This is a genomic window from Litoreibacter ponti, from assembly GCF_003054285.1.
In the GTDB taxonomy this organism is placed as follows: domain Bacteria; phylum Pseudomonadota; class Alphaproteobacteria; order Rhodobacterales; family Rhodobacteraceae; genus Litoreibacter; species Litoreibacter ponti.
Window position 1 is genome coordinate 2,581,024 of the sequence record NZ_QBKS01000001.1, and the last position, 18,415, is coordinate 2,599,438.

Annotated in this window: 16 protein-coding genes; 10 read left to right on the top strand and 6 right to left on the bottom strand. The window is 62.7% G+C overall.

Translation table 11 applies throughout. From position 1 onward, the window contains the following. Positions 1 to 10: 10 nt before the first annotated feature. The 6 genes from idi to C8N43_RS13105 all read right to left on the bottom strand — a co-directional run bounded on the left by idi (position 11) and on the right by C8N43_RS13105 (position 6,271). Positions 11 to 553 (bottom strand): isopentenyl-diphosphate Delta-isomerase, encoded by a 543-nt coding sequence (gene idi / locus C8N43_RS13080; protein WP_245912995.1) that lies wholly within the window; start codon positions 551 to 553, stop codon positions 11 to 13. Further along, on the bottom strand, positions 550 to 1,728 hold the full coding sequence (locus C8N43_RS13085; RefSeq protein ID WP_107846020.1) for a geranylgeranyl diphosphate reductase: 1,179 nt from the start codon (positions 1,726 to 1,728) through the stop codon (positions 550 to 552). The genes idi and C8N43_RS13085 overlap by 4 nt, the downstream gene beginning before the upstream one ends. A 2-nt stretch (positions 1,729 to 1,730) precedes the next feature. Next, positions 1,731 to 3,026 (bottom strand): BCD family MFS transporter, encoded by a 1,296-nt coding sequence (locus tag C8N43_RS13090; protein WP_107846021.1) that lies wholly within the window; start codon positions 3,024 to 3,026, stop codon positions 1,731 to 1,733. Then, positions 3,026 to 3,925: a chlorophyll synthase ChlG gene (gene chlG / locus C8N43_RS13095; protein WP_107846022.1), complete on the bottom strand. Its 900-nt coding sequence runs from the start codon at positions 3,923 to 3,925 to the stop codon at positions 3,026 to 3,028. Before chlG ends, C8N43_RS13090 begins: the two co-directional genes overlap by 1 nt. Before the next feature lie 97 nt (positions 3,926 to 4,022). Continuing rightward, positions 4,023 to 5,444: a transcriptional regulator PpsR gene (gene ppsR / locus C8N43_RS13100; protein ID WP_107846023.1), complete on the bottom strand. Its 1,422-nt coding sequence runs from the start codon at positions 5,442 to 5,444 to the stop codon at positions 4,023 to 4,025. Beyond that, positions 5,441 to 6,271: a cobalamin B12-binding domain-containing protein gene (locus C8N43_RS13105; RefSeq protein WP_107846024.1), complete on the bottom strand. Its 831-nt coding sequence runs from the start codon at positions 6,269 to 6,271 to the stop codon at positions 5,441 to 5,443. The genes ppsR and C8N43_RS13105 overlap by 4 nt, the downstream gene beginning before the upstream one ends. A gap of 331 nt (positions 6,272 to 6,602) precedes the next feature. Between C8N43_RS13105 and bchF the strand changes: the two genes are divergently transcribed. The 10 genes from bchF to puhC are packed head-to-tail and all read left to right on the top strand — an operon-like array spanning position 6,603 to position 18,396. Continuing rightward, positions 6,603 to 7,070, top strand: coding sequence for a 2-vinyl bacteriochlorophyllide hydratase (gene bchF / locus C8N43_RS13110; RefSeq protein WP_107846025.1), 468 nt, complete (start codon positions 6,603 to 6,605; stop codon positions 7,068 to 7,070). Continuing rightward, positions 7,067 to 8,344, top strand: coding sequence for a ferredoxin:protochlorophyllide reductase (ATP-dependent) subunit N (locus C8N43_RS13115; RefSeq protein ID WP_107846026.1), 1,278 nt, complete (start codon positions 7,067 to 7,069; stop codon positions 8,342 to 8,344). The genes bchF and C8N43_RS13115 overlap by 4 nt, the downstream gene beginning before the upstream one ends. After that, positions 8,341 to 9,873, top strand: coding sequence for a ferredoxin:protochlorophyllide reductase (ATP-dependent) subunit B (bchB, locus tag C8N43_RS13120; RefSeq protein WP_107846027.1), 1,533 nt, complete (start codon positions 8,341 to 8,343; stop codon positions 9,871 to 9,873). The genes C8N43_RS13115 and bchB overlap by 4 nt, the downstream gene beginning before the upstream one ends. Beyond that, on the top strand, positions 9,863 to 13,414 hold the full coding sequence (locus C8N43_RS13125) for a magnesium chelatase subunit H (RefSeq protein WP_107846028.1): 3,552 nt from the start codon (positions 9,863 to 9,865) through the stop codon (positions 13,412 to 13,414). The genes bchB and C8N43_RS13125 overlap by 11 nt, the downstream gene beginning before the upstream one ends. 28 nt (positions 13,415 to 13,442) lie before the next feature. After that, entirely contained in the window at positions 13,443 to 14,330 is an 888-nt protein-coding gene (gene bchL / locus C8N43_RS13130) for a ferredoxin:protochlorophyllide reductase (ATP-dependent) iron-sulfur ATP-binding protein (protein WP_107846029.1), read from the top strand. Next, positions 14,331 to 15,029, top strand: a complete 699-nt coding sequence (bchM, locus tag C8N43_RS13135) for a magnesium protoporphyrin IX methyltransferase (RefSeq protein WP_107846030.1) — start codon at positions 14,331 to 14,333, stop codon at positions 15,027 to 15,029. Then, on the top strand, positions 15,026 to 16,462 hold the full coding sequence (locus C8N43_RS13140; protein WP_107846031.1) for a PucC family protein: 1,437 nt from the start codon (positions 15,026 to 15,028) through the stop codon (positions 16,460 to 16,462). The genes bchM and C8N43_RS13140 overlap by 4 nt, the downstream gene beginning before the upstream one ends. Before the next feature lie 18 nt (positions 16,463 to 16,480). After that, positions 16,481 to 17,251, top strand: coding sequence for a photosynthetic reaction center subunit H (gene puhA, locus C8N43_RS13145; protein ID WP_107846032.1), 771 nt, complete (start codon positions 16,481 to 16,483; stop codon positions 17,249 to 17,251). Between the two features lie 16 nt (positions 17,252 to 17,267). After that, positions 17,268 to 17,903 carry a photosynthetic complex putative assembly protein PuhB gene (gene puhB / locus C8N43_RS13150; protein ID WP_107846033.1) on the top strand — a complete coding sequence of 212 codons (636 nt, stop codon included), beginning with the start codon at positions 17,268 to 17,270 and terminating at the stop codon, positions 17,901 to 17,903. Positions 17,904 to 17,925: 22 nt separating this feature from the next. After that, on the top strand, positions 17,926 to 18,396 hold the full coding sequence (gene puhC, locus C8N43_RS13155) for a photosynthetic complex assembly protein PuhC (protein ID WP_107846034.1): 471 nt from the start codon (positions 17,926 to 17,928) through the stop codon (positions 18,394 to 18,396). Positions 18,397 to 18,415: the final 19 nt, after the last annotated feature.

Consider the following 18,415-nt stretch of genomic DNA (forward strand, 5'->3'; position numbering starts at 1 on the left):
AGGTGTTCCCTTACGCCTGCACAAGCGTGCCGAAAATCCGCTCGGTATGCTCATTGAGGTAGATCTGCAGCCAAGCGGTGAAGTTCTCTGGACGACGGGTTACCTCGGCCGCAAGGTCATAGAAGGAGATCCATCGCGTCTCCATCACCTCGTCCGGGTTCAAATCCAGTTTCAGGTCCTGCGTGGCTTGCGCGAGGAAGACATCGACGACCTCGTGCTCGATCAGCCCGCCGCCCACGTCGGCGCGGTATTCGATCTGGTCGCGGAAGGACGGGTACAGCCCGGTGATCCCCAGCTCTTCGCGCAGGCGGCGGATGGCGCAGGCCTCCGGCACCTCGTTCCAGAGCGGGTGGGTGCAGCAGGTGTTCGCCCACAGGCCGGGCGTGTGATATTTCGACATGGCGCGGCGCTGGATCAGTACCTTGTCCCGGTCCATCACAAAGACCGAAACCGCCTGATGGCGCAGCCCCTCGCGGTGGACCTTCATCTTCTCGACGGGGGTCAACTTCCCGTCGACCCAAGCCGGGATCATATCGCGGTTCATTGCATTCATGTGTAGGCCTCCGGGACCAGCCGCCACAGGTGAGCCAGGTTCTTGATGCCGATTTTCATGTGGGCCATGGGCCGGGCTCTCACCAGTTTCTTGTTCATATACGCCTCGAAGGTCAGGCGCTGCACATCCACGTCGTGGCACAGCGACACGAACCGCTCGCGGCGCTCGTCGGACTTGTAATAGGCGTCTTGCATCGCGCCGAGAACGCGAAAAACTGTCCCATGCTGTTTCATGTAGACTTTGCGGGCCTGACCAAGATCCTTGACCCGTCCGGACGCCAGACACGCCATGACGGCCCTTGCTGCCTGACGGCCGCCTTCCATCGCGTAGTAGATGCCTTCGCCAGAGCTTGGCGCGACCACACCTGCCGCATCACCGGCAAGCAGAACGTCCCGGCCATTGTCCCATTTATCAAGCGGTTTCAACGGGATCGGCGCGCCTTCCTTGCGGATTGTGGTGCATTCGGTCAGGCCCGCCTGCTCGCGCAGAAGCTTGGTGCAGGCTTTCAGGTCCACACCGTCAATTCCGGTGCCCATGCCGATGCTGGCAGATTTGCCGTGGGGAAACACCCAGCCGTAAAAATCCGGCGAAACCTTGCCGTCGTAGATCACGTCGCACCGGGTGGGGTCATAATTCGCGGTGGGCTCAGGGGCCTCGACGATCTCGTGATACGCGATGACGTAAGGAATCGTGTCGCCACCGGGCACCTCGGCCCGCGCGACATCTGATCGCGCGCCGTCAGCGCCGATGATCAGTTTGCATTCCAGCTCCAGCTCGTTGCGGCTGACCTTGTCGCGATAGATGACCTTCGTGCCGTCCTCGCGGTCAATGCGCAGGAACGTACCGGTATAGCGATGCGCGCCCGCCTTCTTGGCGCGCAGCCGCAGAAACTCGTCGAAGTCTTCGCGATCCACCATGCCGACATAGCCGTTCTCGACCGGGATATCGACGGAACGGCCCGTGGGCGAGATCATTCGCGCGGTATTGATGCGCGCGACCAGTTGGCTGTCGGGAATATCGAAATCCTGCACCGCGCGGGGCGGAATGGCACCGCCGCAGGGCTTGATGCGCCCGGCCCGGTCCAGCATGGCGACCTTGTGGCCCTGACGGGCGAGATCTTCTGCGGCTGTGGCCCCTGCGGGCCCTCCACCCACGACGACGACGTCATAGATCATGTTCATTCTCCCGGAACCAGGTTTGTGGCGGCGCGGCGATCGCCTGCGCGCCCGTCAATGATTTGAAACGCCATGATGGCGGCGATTAGAAAAAGCCCGCTTTCGAACAGAAACACCGCCCCGAAGGCGTCCGCGTCGTTTGCAAACCGGCGCATAACGTCGACGGCGAACGCCCCGACGAGCCCGCCGAAGCCCGCGGCAACGGCCTGTGCTGCGCCCCATAGGCCCATGCGTGTACCTTCGCGCCGGTTGCGGCCCTCGCCCGCCAGTTGCATCATCGATCCGATGGCGGCGACCGCGAAGGCGCCATTGGCAAATCCAAGGAATACGGTGGCGGGTACGACTAAGGCGGCGTTGCCGATCTGGCCAATCGCAAAGATGCCGATCAGGGCCAATGCGGATAGAAGGCAACCGCCCGTGACCCAGGCCTTGAGCGAGCCCCACCGCAACCCGGTGGCGCAGATGCCGACGGTCACCATGCCAAGGAACACGCCACCATTTTGCGCGCCTGACAGCGAGGTGCTCTCACCCGGTGTGAAAGCGAAGACGAGCCCTGCGTAGGGCTCGAGGATCAGCTCTTGCATGAAATAGGCGGTCATCGACAGGAACACGAAGATGGTGAAGTTGCGGGCGCGGCTCTCGGACCAAACCTCTTTCAGCCCCTCGATGAAGGGCGTCTCGTCCGGCTCTTTGAAATGCACGGTGACGCGACGCTCGATCCCCCAGACCGCTATCATTGTCAGGGCGATCGCTCCGCCGGTGACAGTCGCCACGATCTTGAGCAGCAGCGCGGGGGAGTAAGGATCAAGGTAAGCGCCGACCGTGCCGGCAGTGATAGCGATGCCTGCAATCATCATCAGCCAGGTGATGGTAGCGGCCGCCGCGCGACGGTGCGGCGCGGTTGCGGTGGCGAGCAGTGCCAGAAGCGACGTGCCCGATGCCCCGACGCCAAGGCCGATCAACGCGTAGGCGAGGATCGAAATTGCGAGCCCGAGCGCAAAGCTCGTCTCCATCGCGACGACACCCGCTGCGGCCCCAAGTCCACCCAAAGCGAGTGCGACCATGCCGCCGATGATCCAGCGCGTGCGCGACCCGCCTGCGTCGGACATGAAACCCCAGCTGGGCCGCGTGATCTGAATGCCGTAATGTAACGCCACTAGCAGGCCGGGCAGAACTGCGGGCAGGGCCAGTTCCACAACCATCAGCCGGTTCAGGGTCGATGTGGTCAGAACCACGACCGCACCAAGTGCCATCTGGATCAGGCCGAGCCGAACGATAGAAATCCACGACAAGGCCATCAGATCAGCCCCTTGAGCGCGAAGGCCGCGATCATCATGCCGCAGACATAGGCCGAGACCCCGGTGCCGTTATACCACGGCGCGCGGGCTTTCGGGTCCTTGAACAAGACGGTCATGGCCCAGAACTGGACCGCAAGCAGCGCTGCAATGCCGAGGGCATGAAGCGGGCGGTCCCATGAGAGAAGAAGTGCGACCACGATAACCTGAGGCACCGCCATGATGAGGCAGGCCACCTGCGCCGCACGGCGCGGGCCGAGTGTGACGGGCAGTGAATTGACCCCGGTCTGGCGATCGCCCTCCAACGCCTTGAAGTCATTGAGCGTCATGATCCCATGTGCGCCGATGCCATAGAGCAGCGCGACCAGAATGATCTCGCTGCGCGGCAATCCGGCGGACAGGACCGCGGCCCCGGTGAACCACGGCAGGCTCTCATAGGACAGGCCGACAAGGCCCGGGCCCCACCAGCCCGAGCGCTTCAGGCGGATGGGCTCAGCCGAGTATGCCCAGGCAGCCAAGACCGCGACGACCGTTGCCGCGAAACCCCAAGGGCCAAGGAAAGCACCCATCACCAAAGAGACGGCGGACATGATCAGCGCGATGTAAAGCCCCCAGCGACCCGGGATGCGGCCCGACGGGATGGGGCGGTCCGGCTCGTTGATTGCGTCGACGTGCCGGTCGCACCAGTCATTGGCCGCCTGGCTCATGCCGCACACGATCGGTCCCGCAAGAACCACGCCGAGAAGGACCAGCAACCATTGACCAGAAGGGGACGCGCCGCTGGACACCGCGCCGCACAGGTAAGCCCACATCGGCGGGAACCATGTGATCGGCTTCAGAAGCGTCAGCACGGCGGCTGGCTCCGGGGTGGTCCTCGGCTGTAGGTCTGAGCTGACAGTCATGTGTAAACTAAACTATACACATCGAGTCGGAGCAAGGGAAAACAAGGCCACCGCGACAGGGTGACCCGATCAAATTTGCCATGTGGCGGAAGGCTGCCTAGTCCTTGGGCGTCTTGTCCAGAAGGTCGTATTTGCGCAGCTTCACATAGAGGCTCTGACGGCTCAGTCCCAGCATCTCGGCAGCAGCGACCCGGTTGTTTCCGGTCAGCTCAACCGCCGTTTCGATGCAAATCTTCTCGATGACATCTGTGGTGGCGGACACGATGTCCTTGAGCGGGGAGGATCCCACCAGCTCGACCACGTTCTTCATGTCCTGGCCCGTGGCCCGGGTCGGCCCCTCGCGCACCATCTCGGAGCGGGAGGCGTCGCGGAACACAAAAGCGAAGCTGGCATTGGACTGGTCGCTGAGATGGGTCGCGGACACTTCCACCGGCAGCTGCGAGCCGTGATGGCCGGACAGGCGCGTCGCATAAAGCCGCATTTTGCCACTGCGTTGGGCGTTTTCCAGCAAGACCTTCAGATCGACATGGCTGCGCAGCAAGAAGTCCGCCAAAGAGCGGCCTTTGATGTCCGTCATCTGCGCCGCGTCGCAAAGTGCCATGAAGGCTTCGTTCGCCGAGCGCAGAATGCCCTTCTCGTCGGTAAAGACCATCGCGTCGGCCCCGTCACGGTAGAGTGCGGACAGGTTCGCAGCCAGCTCTGCGGCAACGCCTTCGGCGCGGTTCTCTGTCTCGAGGCGGCAGAGAAGCGTGCGGTCACCGCCAGCGCGGAACAGGGTCGGGAAGATCGCGACCGAGCGGCGGGATTTCTGCGTCGCGGATTGCAGCGAGGTCGCGCCATCATTGGCGGCGGCGGCAATCAGGCGGTCCAAAAACTCGGATTTATTCCCGGCCGACAGCTCGCCTGACAACAAGCCGCCCACAAGCGCGTCGGGGCTGGAGCCGAGGATCGCGGCCGCGGCCTTGTTCAGATCGGTAATTCGCCCGGATGCCGCATCGACGAGCACCAGCGCATCACGGGAGTTTTCCATGAGGACGCGGTAGCGCGTCTCGAAATCGCGGCGGCTTTCGTAGTCGACCTCAAGGGCAAGCTGCGCCTTGACTAGACGCTGCTGCAACTCTGCGATGGGGCGCAGATCGCGGCCCAACATCAGGATCGCGCCATCCTCGCCGGTCAGGTGGAAGGTGTAGCGGATCGGGAATTCCCAGTTCGCATTGTCGAAATGATTGATTTCGACCGACTTGGTGATCACCGACGCGCCGGAGCGGAATTCCTTGAGCAGCGCTTCGACACGGTCGCGGCTGTCTTCGGCCAGAAACTCGGACAGGTCGCGGTTGATCCAATGATCAAGGCGGCCCATCGTCTGGTTGAGCGGATTGACGACGACGGTCTCGATCTGTCCGTCCAGATTGATCACAAGCGCGATGTCGGCCGCGGTAGCGACAATTTCGTTGAAATGTTCTGGTGCGATCCGCGGCCTGCCCGAGCCCGACCAGAAGTTCATTTCTCGTGTGTTCATTCGTCACTACCTTCCGGTGCGCGGGCCTGTCGGGGCTCGGGCGCTCGTACTCGGAGTGCCTTCAATCCACACAGTTTTAGTGCCTCATTAGGGCAAGACGTTATATGATCTACGCCGGTCTCTTCAAGAAGTTCTGTATGTTTCGCCGTCTCGCGGCAAATCCCACCACCAAGGACCAAAGGGGTCGATCGCGCGCTGGACTTCCGCAGGCGCTTCACGATGCTTCCAACGCTCTTCAGGGCGCGGGTGCTCGCGATTGAAAAGCCGATCATGTCGAAGTGGCGCTCCTGCGCGAGCCTGACAATGGCGTCAGGTTCCTGGCCGATGGCGATGTGCACGTAGCAGCCGAGCTCTTCGAACGCTTCACCGACGACAAACAGAGCGAGAAGATGGTTTTCTGCACCGGGCGCCACCAGCAAAATCTCGGGTCCCGAGACGTCGCGCCAGGCTGATCTTCGGCGTGCCGACAGGCTGCGCACGGTCTCTTGCAGGCGCGCGGCACCGATGGTGACTTCTGCGAAGCTGATCTGATTGCGCGCCCACATCTTTCCCAACAGCTCCGCCGTGTCGACGATATGAGAGCCGATGAGTTCGTGCGGGTCGACGCCGGACGCGAGGATATCACCGACAACCAGACGGCGGCGGGCGGGATCATCGTCGCGGAACGCTTCGCTGAGCAGGGCAATCCAGGTTTCGTAAGAGACGGGCGCTCCAGTCACATCATCATGCTCCCGGCCGGGCGTCATGACGGCATCCAGCGCCTGAGACGCCAGAGCGCGCACCGGGTCGACCGGTCTGCCGCGTTTTACCTCTTCGATATCTTTCATGCGCGTGGCCTTGATTCAGGCGTGGTCGCCAAGCGAGGCGACACCCCAATTGGCGTCGTACTTCCAGCGAAATATGAGGCACGGGGCCGGGGATGTCAAAAAAATAGACACCAAATGTGTAAATCAAACTAGACAAATGAACGTGATTGCACGGAAAAGCCGCCTTTTCCGAGATTTGCACAGAATTTGTCGCCGTGGACGCAGTTTGATCGCAAGCCGAACTGTCAACTTAATAGTGTAAGATTTAATTGACACTTTGGCGTGGGCGGCGATACTTTTGAGACAGAGAGGTCTGCAGCCTCTCCAAGAATCACGAGGGAGTCGCGCCTGAATGGGCCACGCAGCCAAGACAAATAGGCTCTATACCGCTGAAGAGCGTGCGCGCCGCGATGCGACCGGCTGGACCCTTGTTCAAGGTATCCTCGCCCCCTTGCAATTCGTGGCCTTTGCGATCTCCCTCGCGCTGGTTCTGCGCTACCTAGCAAGCGGTGAAGGATACGCCTGGGCGACCGCCTCTATCCTTGTAAAAACGGCGTTTCTTTATGTGATCATGATCACTGGCGCGATCTGGGAAAAGGTCGTGTTTGGCCAGTATTTGCTGGCTCCGGCGTTCTTCTGGGAGGACGTGTTCAGCTTTGTCGTGATCGCTTTGCACACGGCCTACATCTGGGCGCTGTTCTCGGGCGCTGACCCGGCCACGCAGATGTGGATCGCGCTAGCCGCTTACGCCGCCTACATCGTCAACGCCGCTCAGTTCCTGCTGAAATTGCGCGCGGCCCGTCTGGAGGTCGCGACATGAACAAGCCCACCCATATCGAGGCTGGCGGATGCCGCGAAGCGCCGATCCTGAAAGAGCGCGGTCAGCGCGAAGTGTTCTGTGGTCTGACCGGAATCATCTGGCTGCACCGCAAGATGCAGGACGCCTTCTTCCTTGTGGTCGGCTCGCGCACCTGCGCGCATCTGCTGCAATCCGCCGCTGGTGTGATGATCTTTGCCGAGCCGCGGTTCGGTACCGCGATCATGGAAGAGAAAGACCTTGCCGGTCTGGCTGACGCCCATGAAGAGCTCGACCGCGAAGTCGCGCGCCTGTTGGAGCGCCGCCCTGACATCAAGCAGCTGTTTCTCGTCGGCTCCTGCCCGTCCGAGGTGATCAAGATCGACCTTGGCCGCGCGGCAGAGCGCCTGACACAGATCCACGCGCCCCATGTGCGGGTGCTGAATTATTCCGGCTCAGGGATCGAGACGACATTTACCCAGGGCGAAGATGCCTGCTTAGAGAGCATGGTGCCCGTGCTGCCGGAGACGGATGCGCGCGAGCTGCTTTTGGTCGGTGCGCTGCCTGATGTTGTTGAAGATCAGGCCCTGAGCCTTCTGGACGCCTTGGGGGTTGGTCCGGTCCGTGTCCTCCCCGCGGGCCGGGCCGACGGGATGCCCCATGTGGGCCCCAATACCAAGTTCGCTCTGCTGCAGCCCTTCCTGGGTGAAACCGCATCGGCCCTATCGCGCCGCGGCGCGACCCAGATCGAAGCGCCGTTCCCCTTTGGCGAAGAAGGCACGACGATGTGGCTGCGCGCCATCGCCGACGAGTTCGGCGTCGATGCGGAGACGTTCGAGCGTGTCACTGCCGCCCCGCGCGCCCGGGCGCGGAAGGCCATCGCCGCGCAGTCCGAAGGGCTGAACGGCAAGTCGATCTTCTTCTTCCCCGACAGCCAGCTGGAAATCCCGCTGGCGCGGTTCCTGACCCGTGAATGCGGGATGCAGGCCATCGAGGTCGGCGCGCCATACATCCACAAGGGCCTCGTCGGCCCGGACATGGATATGCTGGAAGTCGGCACCGTATCCGAAGGCCAGGACGTCGACCTGCAGCTCGACCGCTGCCGCGCTGCCAAGCCCGACCTGACCGTCTGCGGCTTGGGTCTTGCCAATCCGCTGGAAGCCGAAGGCCTGACCACCAAATGGGCCATCGAGCTGGTCTTCACGCCAGTGCATTTCTACGAACAGGCGGGTGATCTCGCCGGTTTGTTCTCGCGCCCGTTGCGCCGCAAGGCAAAGCTGCAGGTGGTCGCCGAATGAAGCTGACCGTCTGGACATATGAAGGTCCGCCCCATGTGGGCGCCATGCGGGTCGCGACCTGCATGAACGGGCTGCACTATGTCCTGCACGCGCCCCAGGGCGACACCTACGCGGATCTGCTGTTCACGATGATCGAGCGGCGCAACCACCGCCCGCCGGTGACCTACACAACCTTCCAGGCCCGCGATCTGGGCTCTGACACGGCGCATTTGTTCAAGGATGCCTGCCAGGACGCCTATGACCGATTCAAGCCCGAGGCGATTATCGTCGGTGCCTCCTGCACGGCCGAGCTAATTCAGGACGATCCGGGCGGTTTGGCAGAGACGATGGGGCTCGATATTCCCGTCATTCCGCTGGAGCTGCCGTCTTACCAGCGCAAGGAGAACTTTGGCGCGGATGAGACGTTCTTCCAGATTGTGCGCGCCTTGGCGAAGCCTTGCGACAGGACCAAGCGTCTGAGCTGCAATATCCTTGGCCCGACCGCGCTGGGTTTCCGCCACCGCGACGATATCGAAGAGCTAACCGGGCTGCTGTCCGAGTTGGATATCGACGTCAATGTTGTCGCACCCTACGGTGCAAATCCAAGCCAGATCGCCCGGCTGGGTGCCGCCCATTTCAACGTCATGCTCTACCCCGAGACGGCCGAAAGCGCATGCCGCTGGCTGGAGCGCGAGTTCGACCAGCCCTTCACAAAGGTCGTCCCGATCGGCGTCGGCGCGACCCGCGACTTCATCACCGAAGTGATCGGCCTGACGGGCCGCGCGGCCTGCGTCGATGAAAGCCGCTTACGGCTGCCGTGGTACTCGGCCTCGGTCGACAGCACCTACCTGACCGGAAAGCGGGTCTTCCTGTTTGGCGACGCGACCCATGTCAAAGCAGCCGCCCGCATCGCGCGCGATGAGATGGGGTTCGAGGTGGTCGGCATGGGCTGCTACAACCGCGAGTTCGCCCGCGATATTCGCGCGCTGGCCAAGGAGTACGGCGTCACCGCGCTGATCACCGACGACTACCTTGAGGTGGAAGCCGCTATCGAAGAGCTCGCGCCCGAGATGATCCTTGGCACCCAGATGGAGCGCCATATCGGTAAGCGTCTGGGCATCCCTTGCGCCGTGATCTCCGCGCCGGTGCATGTGCAGGACTTCCCGGCCCGTTACTCGCCCCAAGTGGGGTTCGAGGGCGCGAATGTGATCTTTGACACGTGGGTACATCCGCTGGTCATGGGGCTCGAAGAGCACCTGCTGCACATGTTCCGCGATGATTTCGAGTTCCACGACGACGCTGGCGCGTCGCATCACGGCGGCAAGGCGGTCGAGCGTGTCGAAGCAACGGCCGATCAAGCGCCGGCACAGGTCCAAGCCGACGACCAAGTGGTCGTCTGGCTCGCGGATGCCGAACGGGAGTTGAAGAAAATCCCGTTCTTCGTGCGCGGCAAGGCCCGCAAGAACACGGAGAAGTTCGCCTGCGAGAAGGGCGTCACCGAGATCAGCGTCGACACGCTTTATGAGGCGAAGGCCCATTATGCGCGATAGCTCGGATCATATCGGTTACCGCTTCGTCATCGTGACGCTGGACGCCCATGCGGCGGGTCCTGCGTCGCGCGTGCTGCCCCGGCTGGAAGAAGATTTCCCCGGCCTGCAGGTCTCTATCCACGCGGCGGCTGAGTGGGCCGAGAACCCGCAGGCGCTGGAAGACGCTAAAGACGCGGTGCGCCACGCAGACATCGTGGTCTCCAACCTGCTGTTCATCGAAGAACATGTCCGCGCAATCCTGCCCGAGATGGAAGCGCGCCGTGACCATTGCGACGCCATGATCGGCGTGATCGCGGACCCCGCGATTGTGAAGCTGACGCGCATGGGCGATCTGGACATGTCCAAGCCTGCCTCCGGCGCGATGGCGCTCCTGAAGAAGCTGCGCGGGTCGGCGAAGCCTTCGGCAGGATCCGGCGAGAAGCAGATGAAGATGCTGCGCCGCCTGCCCAAGATCCTGAAGTTCATTCCCGGCAAGAGTCAGGACCTGCGCGCCTGGTTCCTGACGATGCAATATTGGCTTGGCGGCTCCGACGACAATGTCGAGCAGATGATCCGCTTCCTGGTCGCGCGCTATTCGCGCCAAGCCGCGTGGAACCGGGTCGAGGCCGAAGCCCCCGTCGACTACCCCGATGTGGGTCTATATCACCCCGATGTGCCTGAACGCATCTGCACCGACTTGGCTGATTTGCCTACGCCTGATGCACCTGTGGCAACCGTTGGCCTGTTGATGCTGCGTAGCTACATTCTGGCGTCCGACACCGCGCACTATGACGCCGTCATCCGTAGTTTCGAAGCGCGCGGCATTCGTGTCATCGCCGGGTTCGCAGGTGGCCTCGACGGTCGCCCGGCGATTGAGGCGTATCACGTCGGTCAGGTTGACGCGCTGGTCTCGCTGACCGGTTTCTCTCTGATCGGTGGGCCCGCCTACAATGACAGCGACGCAGCGGTCGACATTCTGTCTGCGCTCGACGTCCCCTACATCGCCGCGCATCCACTGGAGTTCCAGACGCTGGGCCAATGGGCCAAAAGCGGCCAGGGCCTGGGTCCCGTCGAGACCACCATGCTGATCGCCCTGCCAGAGATCGACGGCGCGACCAATCCGACTGTTTTTGCCGGTCGGCACGGCGAGGATGGCTGCCAGGGCTGCTCGCACATGTGCACGATGAAATCCGATTGCCGGGCCATGGCGCCGTGTCTGGAGCGCATCGAAAGCCTGACCGAAAAGACCCTGCGCATGGCGCAACTGCGCCGCGCCGAGAACGCAGGTAAGAAAGTCGGCATCGTGCTGTTCGGCTTTCCGCCCAACGCGGGCGCGGTCGGCACCGCCGCCTATCTGAGCGTCTTCCGCTCGTTGCACAATACGCTCACGCGCATGAAGGCGGATGGGTTCGATGTCGAGGTGCCGGGGAGCGTCGAGGATCTGCGCCACGCCGTGCTTGAAGGCAATGCCGCCCAATACGGCCAGCCGGCGAATGTCGCGGCGCAGGTTGATGCGGAAACCATTGTGCGCGAAACCGCGCATCTGGCCGAGATCGAGACCGCCTGGGGCCCGGCTCCGGGAAAGATTCAATCCGATGGGCGCGGCGTCTTCGTCTTGGGCCAGCATTTCGGGAACGTCTTTGTCGGCGTGCAACCCGCCTTCGGCTACGAGGGCGACCCGATGCGCCTGCTGTTCGAGACGGGCTTCGCACCGACCCATGCTTTCGCGCAGTTCTACCTGTGGCTGCGCAACACGTATCAGGCCGATGTGCTGTTGCATTTCGGTATGCACGGCGCACTGGAATTCATGCCCGGTAAGCAGGCCGGGATGGGTGCGCGCGATTGGCCGGATCGGCTGATTGGCGAGATGCCGAACGTCTATCTCTACGCCTCAAATAATCCGTCCGAGGCGACGCTTGCCAAGCGCCGCTCGGGCGCTGTGACGGTCACCCATATGACGCCACCGCTGGCGCAATCGGGTCTCTACAAGGGTCTGTTAGAGCTGAAAGACAGCCTGACGCGCTGGCGCGCCATGTCGCCCGACGCAAAAGATCGCGAGGAGTTGGAAGCGCTGATCGCGGCGCAGGCGGCTGCGGTGGATATGCCCGACACCGCCCCGCAGGACCTGTGGCTGAAGCTGCTCGAGACCGAGGATGCGCTGATCACTGATGGCCTCCATGTCGTGGGCGAGCCCTTGGGCGAAGAGGCGCGTCAGCGCTACCTCGACATTATGCTCGACACTGACCCGGAGACGCGGGCGCGCGTCGATGCTCTGTTGCAAGGCGATGATGAGTTGAACGGCCTGATGCGTGCGCTGGGCGCACATTACATTGCGCCGGTGCCGGGCGGCGATCTGATCCGCTCGTCCGCGGTGCTGCCTACTGGCCGCAACATCCACGCATTCGATCCTTTCCGGATGCCCACCGCCTTTGCGATGCAGGACGGAGCAAAACAGGCTCTGACATTGCTCAAAAAGCATGATTCCTTGCCTCGCACCGTTGCGCTCGTGCTTTGGGGCTCCGACAACATCAAATCCGACGGTGGCCCGATTGCCCAGGCGCTCGCGTTGATGGGCGCGAAGCCGCGCTTCGACCACTACGGTCGTCTCTGCGGCGCCGATCTGGTTCCGCTGGAAGAGCTCGGTCGCCCGCGGATCGACGTGATCATGACGCTGTCCGGAATTTTCCGCGACTTGCTGCCTTTGCAGACCCGGATGCTGGCAGAGGCCGCGTATAAGGCCGCGACGGCCGATGAGCCGCTGGAACAGAACTTCATCCGCGCCCATGCGCTCGCCTATGCCGAACAGATGGACGTTGACATGGAAACGGCGGCGCTGCGGGTCTTCTCCAACGCGGAAGGCGCCTATGGCTCGAACGTGAACCAGTTGGTCGACAGTTCTGCTTTCGGGGATGAGGACGAGCTGGCCGATGCCTACGAGACCCGGAAGAGCTTCGCGTATGGCGTCAACGGCAAGGCCACTCAGAACGCGGCGCTGCTGCAAAAGGCGCTGAAAGACGTGGATCTGGCCTATCAGAACCTCGAAAGCGTCGAGCTGGGTGTCACCACGGTGGACCACTATTTCGATACGCTGGGTGGCATCGCCCGCGCGGTGAAGCGCGCCAAGGGCGAGGCGACGCCGGTTTATATCGGCGACCAGACCCGTGGCGAAGGCAAGGTGCGCACTCTGCAGGAACAGGTGGCGCTCGAGACCCGGTCGCGCGCGCTGAACCCGCGCTTCTTCGAGCCGCTTTTGCAGCATGGTCACGAAGGGGTCCGCCAAATCGAAGCCCATGTGACCAACACCCTCGGCTGGTCCGCCACGACTGGTCAGGTGGAACCTTGGGTATACCAGCGGCTGACCGAGACTTTCGTGCTCGATGAAGAGATGCGCAAGCGTCTGGCAGAGCTGAACCCTGAAGCTTCGGTCCGCATGGCGAACCGTCTGATCGAAGCCCACGAACGCAATTACTGGCAACCCGATGATGCGACGCTTGAGGCGCTTCAAGCGGGCGCTGATGAGCTTGAAGACGCCATGGAAGGCGTTGGAGTTGCGGCTGAATGAGCCGCGTTAGAGACGAAAGGAGGCTCTCATGAGCCCCAAAGACAACATCCCCGATCTCGGGCTGGACGGTGAAGGCTCCGTCCAGGTCGAAGACAATTCCCGCATCGAAGGGGCCAAGGTCTTCTCGGTCTACGGGAAAGGCGGGATCGGCAAGTCGACCACCTCGTCCAACCTGTCGGCGGCGTTTTCGATGCTGGGCAAGCGGGTCCTGCAGATCGGCTGCGACCCTAAGCATGACAGCACGTTCACCCTGACCGGCTCGTTGGTGCCGACCGTGATCGACACGCTCAAAGACGTGGATTTCCATGCCGAAGAGCTGCGCCCCGAGGACTTCGTCTACGAAGGCTTCAACGGCGTAAAATGTGTCGAAGCTGGCGGCCCGCCCGCGGGCACCGGTTGCGGCGGCTACGTCGTGGGCCAGACCGTGAAGCTGCTGAAGCAGCATCACATGCTCGAAGACACCGACGTGGTGATCTTCGACGTGCTGGGCGACGTGGTTTGCGGTGGCTTTGCGGCTCCGCTGCAGCATGCCGACCGCGCGCTGATCGTCACGGCCAATGATTTCGACTCTATCTATGCGATGAACCGCATCATCGCCGCGGTGCAGGCGAAGTCGAAGAACTACAAGGTGCGGCTCGCGGGCTGCGTTGCCAACCGGTCCCGCGAAACGGACGAGGTGGATCGCTACTGCAAGACCGTGGGGTTCAACCGCATCGCGCATATGCCCGATCTGGACGCCATTCGCCGTTCGCGGCTGAAGAAGAAGACGCTCTTCGAGATGGATGATGAAGAGGACATCGTGCAGGTCCGCAAGGAATACATCCGCCTTGCCGAGACCCTGTGGAACGGGACCGAGCCGCTGGCGCCAGAGCCGCTGCCCGATCGTGACATTTTTGAATTGTTGGGCTTCGACTAAGTGAACGGACAGCCGTCATATCTGCGCACACGCGCTCGGGTCGAGACGTATTTCGACCAGACTGCCACCAAAGTGTGGGAGCAGTTGACCTCTGACGCGCCGGTCTCGGGCATTCGCGCGACCGTGCGCAAAGGCCGGGACGATATGCGCGCGCTGATGCAGGCGCAATTGCCCGATGATCTGACGGGTGCTCGCATTCTGGATGCCGGCTGCGGCACCGGGGCGATGGCGGTTGAGTTGGCCGACAGGGGCGCGGATGTGGTGGCGATTGATATCTCGCCATCCCTCATCGAGATTGCCGAGAAGCGCCGCCCGGCGCGGCTAAAGGGCTCCATCGACTACCGCGCAGGTGACATGTTTGACGCCAAGTTAGGGTCTTTTGACCACGCTTTGGCGATGGACAGTATGATCTATTACGACGCGCCGAGCCTTGGCGCGATCCTGCGCGATTTCGAGCCGCGTGTGCGTGGTTCACTGATCTTCACCCTTGCGCCGCGCACGCCGCTTTTGATGGCAATGTGGTATGCCGGGAAGCTGTTCCCGCGCTCCGACCGCTCGCCTGTGATGATCCCGCATAACGCGCCACGCGTCGCCCATGCCGCTCGCAAGGCCGGTGCAAAAGGCACGCTCAGCGATGCGGGGACGATCAATAGCGGCTTCTACCATTCCACCGCGATGGTCTTCGGGGGGGCGAGATGAGCGAGCAAGGCCAAGCCCTGAAGCGCTTGTCGCTGAAGATGCTGCCCTTCTCGGACGCGGCGAGCGAGGATTTGCCGTTAGGCCAGCTCCTGCGCCTGTCGCTTTTCCAGATCTCGGTCGGCATGGCGGCAGTGATGCTGCTGGGCACGCTCAACCGCGTGATGATCGTCGAGCTTTCGGTGCCCGCCATGCTGGTCGCCCTCATGATCGCGCTGCCCGTCCTGATCGCGCCCTTCCGCGCGCTGCTGGGCTTCAAGTCCGACACCTACAAATCCGCCATCGGCTGGAAGCGCATCCCGTACCTGTGGTTCGGCACGTTGTGGCAGTTCGGCGGGCTGGCGATGATGCCGATGTGCCTGCTGGTGCTGGGCGGTGACAATGTGCACGACATTCCCTTCGCGGGCGAAGTGCTGGCGGCGCTGGCCTTCCTGATGACCGGCCTTGGCATGCATATGACCCAAACCGCGGGATTGGCTCTCGCGGCAGATCGCGCCACAGACGAGACGCGCCCGCGTGTTGTCGCGCTACTCTATGTGATGTTCCTGATCGGCATGGGGCTGTCGTCAATCGTTATCGGCCTGCTGCTGCGGGACTTCACCAACGTGAAGCTGATCCAGGTCATTCAGGCCACCGCCGTCGTTACAATCGCATTGAACCTTGTCGCGCTTTGGAAGCAGGAGCGCATCCGACCCATGAGCCGCGAAGAGCGCGCGGCGCCCAGCCCGCGCTTCCGCGACGCGTGGCGCGACTTTGCCGAAGGCGGCACCGCCGGGCGGCTGATCGCCGTCGTGGCGCTGGGCACGCTTGGCTTCAACATGCAGGACGTCCTGCTGGAACCTTACGGTGGGGAAGTCCTGGGCCTGTCCGTCTCTTCCACCACGCTGTTGACGGCCATGTGGTCCGTCGGTGCGCTGGCGGGCTTCGCGCTGGCCGCCAAGTGGCTGTCGAAATCCCTCGATCCCATGCGCATGGCGGGCACTGGCCTGCTTGCGGGCATCGTCGCGTTCTGTGCGGTGATCTTTGCGGCCCCCTTGGGCTCGACCGAACTGTTCTTCGCGGGTGCCGCCGGCATCGGCTTTGGCGGTGGGTTGTTCTCGGTCGCGACGCTAACCGCCGCCATGACGCTGCCGGTTCAGGGCATCGCGGGCAAGGGTCTGGCGCTGGGCGCTTGGGGCGCCGCGCAGGCCACGGCGGCAGGCGTCGGCACCATCATAGGCGGCACGACACGCGACGTGGTCAACTCCGCCGCTCTGCAAGGACATCTGGGCGAGGCGATGACCTCGGCCGCGACGGGTTACTCGGTGGTGTACCACCTCGAGATCGCCTTCCTGTTCGTCACTCTCATCGTGCTTGGGCCGCTTGTGCGGTCCGGGCGCACGCAAATTCAATCGGAAGACACCCACAAGATCGGGCTTGCGGACTTCCCAACATAAACCGCCACGGAGGACACAATGGTAGACCCATTCTTTGGCAATTTTGACCTCGCTTCGCTCAGCATCTGGCTGTTCTGGGCCTTCTTCGCGCTGCTGATATACTATCTGCAGACCGAGAATATGCGCGAGGGCTATCCCCTCGAAGACGATGATGGCAAACCTGCCGCAAACCAGGGACCGTTCCCGGTGCCCGAGCCCAAGACCTTCAAGCTGGCCCATGGCCGGGGCGAGGTTACGGTGCCCGACCACCAGCCCGAGAAGCGCGAGGTGGCGCTGAAGCGCACCAATGGCGCCAACGGCTTCCCGTTTGAGCCCACCGGCGATCCGCTCGTGGATGGCGTTGGCCCTGCGTCATGGGCGCCGCGTCGGGACGTGCCAGAGCTGGACGGCCACGGTCATCCCAAGATCGTGCCGATGGCAGGGGCAGACAGCTTCCTTGTGGCGGCTGGTACCGACCCGCGCGGCCTGCCGGTCGTGGCTGGTGACAAGGCGATCGTCGGCACCGTGACTGACATGTGGATCGATGAGCCGGAGCAGCTCGTGCGCTATCTCGAGTTCGAACTTCAAGGCGAGTTCGGCTCCGGCAAGCGCTTGGTGCCGATCCAGCTGGCGCGGATTCACCGCGACCGAGTGGCGATCAAAACGCTCTACGGCAAGCACTTCAACAAAGTGCCAAAAACCAAGTCCGGCAATCAGGTCACGCTGCTCGAGGAAGACAAGATCTGCGGCTACTACTCGGGCGGTGTGCTTTACGCCGACCAGTCCCGCCAGGACCCGCAACTCGGCTAAAGGAAAGGCGCACGCCATGCCCCATGATGACTTCGAGATAGAACCCGTGCCCGGTCTGCCCGAGCTGCCACCAGAGGGAGAGAAAATCCTCTGGCAAGGCAAGCCAGATTGGTGGGCTTTGGCCAAGGAAAGCCTGAACCTTTACTGGGTCATGGGCTATTTCGTTCTGCTTGGGGCGTGGCGCTCACTGGCCTTGTCGGAAATCATGCCCGTCCCCCAGGCGATCTGGGGTGCGGTGCCGTTCTTGATCATGGGCTTGCTCGCCTGTGGCCTGCTGGCATTCATCGCTTTCCTGCAGGCCTGGGCGACCGTCTACACGATCACCAATCGCCGCGTGGCGATGCGGGTGGGCGCTGCGCTGAATGTGACCCTGAACCTGCCCTATACGGGCATTGCGTCCGCTGATCTGGACCTGCGCAAGCGCGGCCACGGCACCATCGCTCTGGAGTTGATGGATCAGGGTCAGAAGCTCAGCTACCTCAGCCTATGGCCCCATGTGCGCCCCTGGAAGATGAATCCGACGCAGCCCGCCTTGCGCTGCATCAAAGACGCGCAAAACGTGGCCACTATCCTGGGCGATGCGGCGCAAAAACAGGTGGCCCTGAACACAGCCACCGAGACCCCGATGCCCGACGCGGTACCGGCGGAATAAGACGATCTGACGGGAGACAGACATGCGAGATATTGCTGGCGAAAAGGCTCTGGTGCAGCGCGACAAGGAGATGATCCCGACGCGTCTGCTGTTGGCCATGGTGGCGCTTGTGGCGATCATCTTTTCCTTCGTGGTCTACGCGGCGGTCACCGATCGCCCGCTTGAGGCAGGTCCGCCCGATCTGGCCATCGTCAAGGAACGCGAAATCTCGATTGTGGCTGATATGTCGGGTGCGGCCCGGGTGATGACGCCCGAAGGTGCGCTGATTGCTGACCTGTCAGCCGACGAAGGCGGCTTTGTGTCCGGCATCGGTCGTGTCCTGCACCGCGAGCGCGGCAAGGTCGGCAAGGAGGCCTCCGCCCCGATCCGGCTGATCCAGTATTCAGACGGTCGCCTCGCAATCCGCGACGATCACACAACATGGCGCGCGGAGTTGCGCGGCTTCGGCCAGGATAACGAAGCAACTTTCTACAGAATTCTGAACGCGAATTAACCAACTGACGGGAGACAGT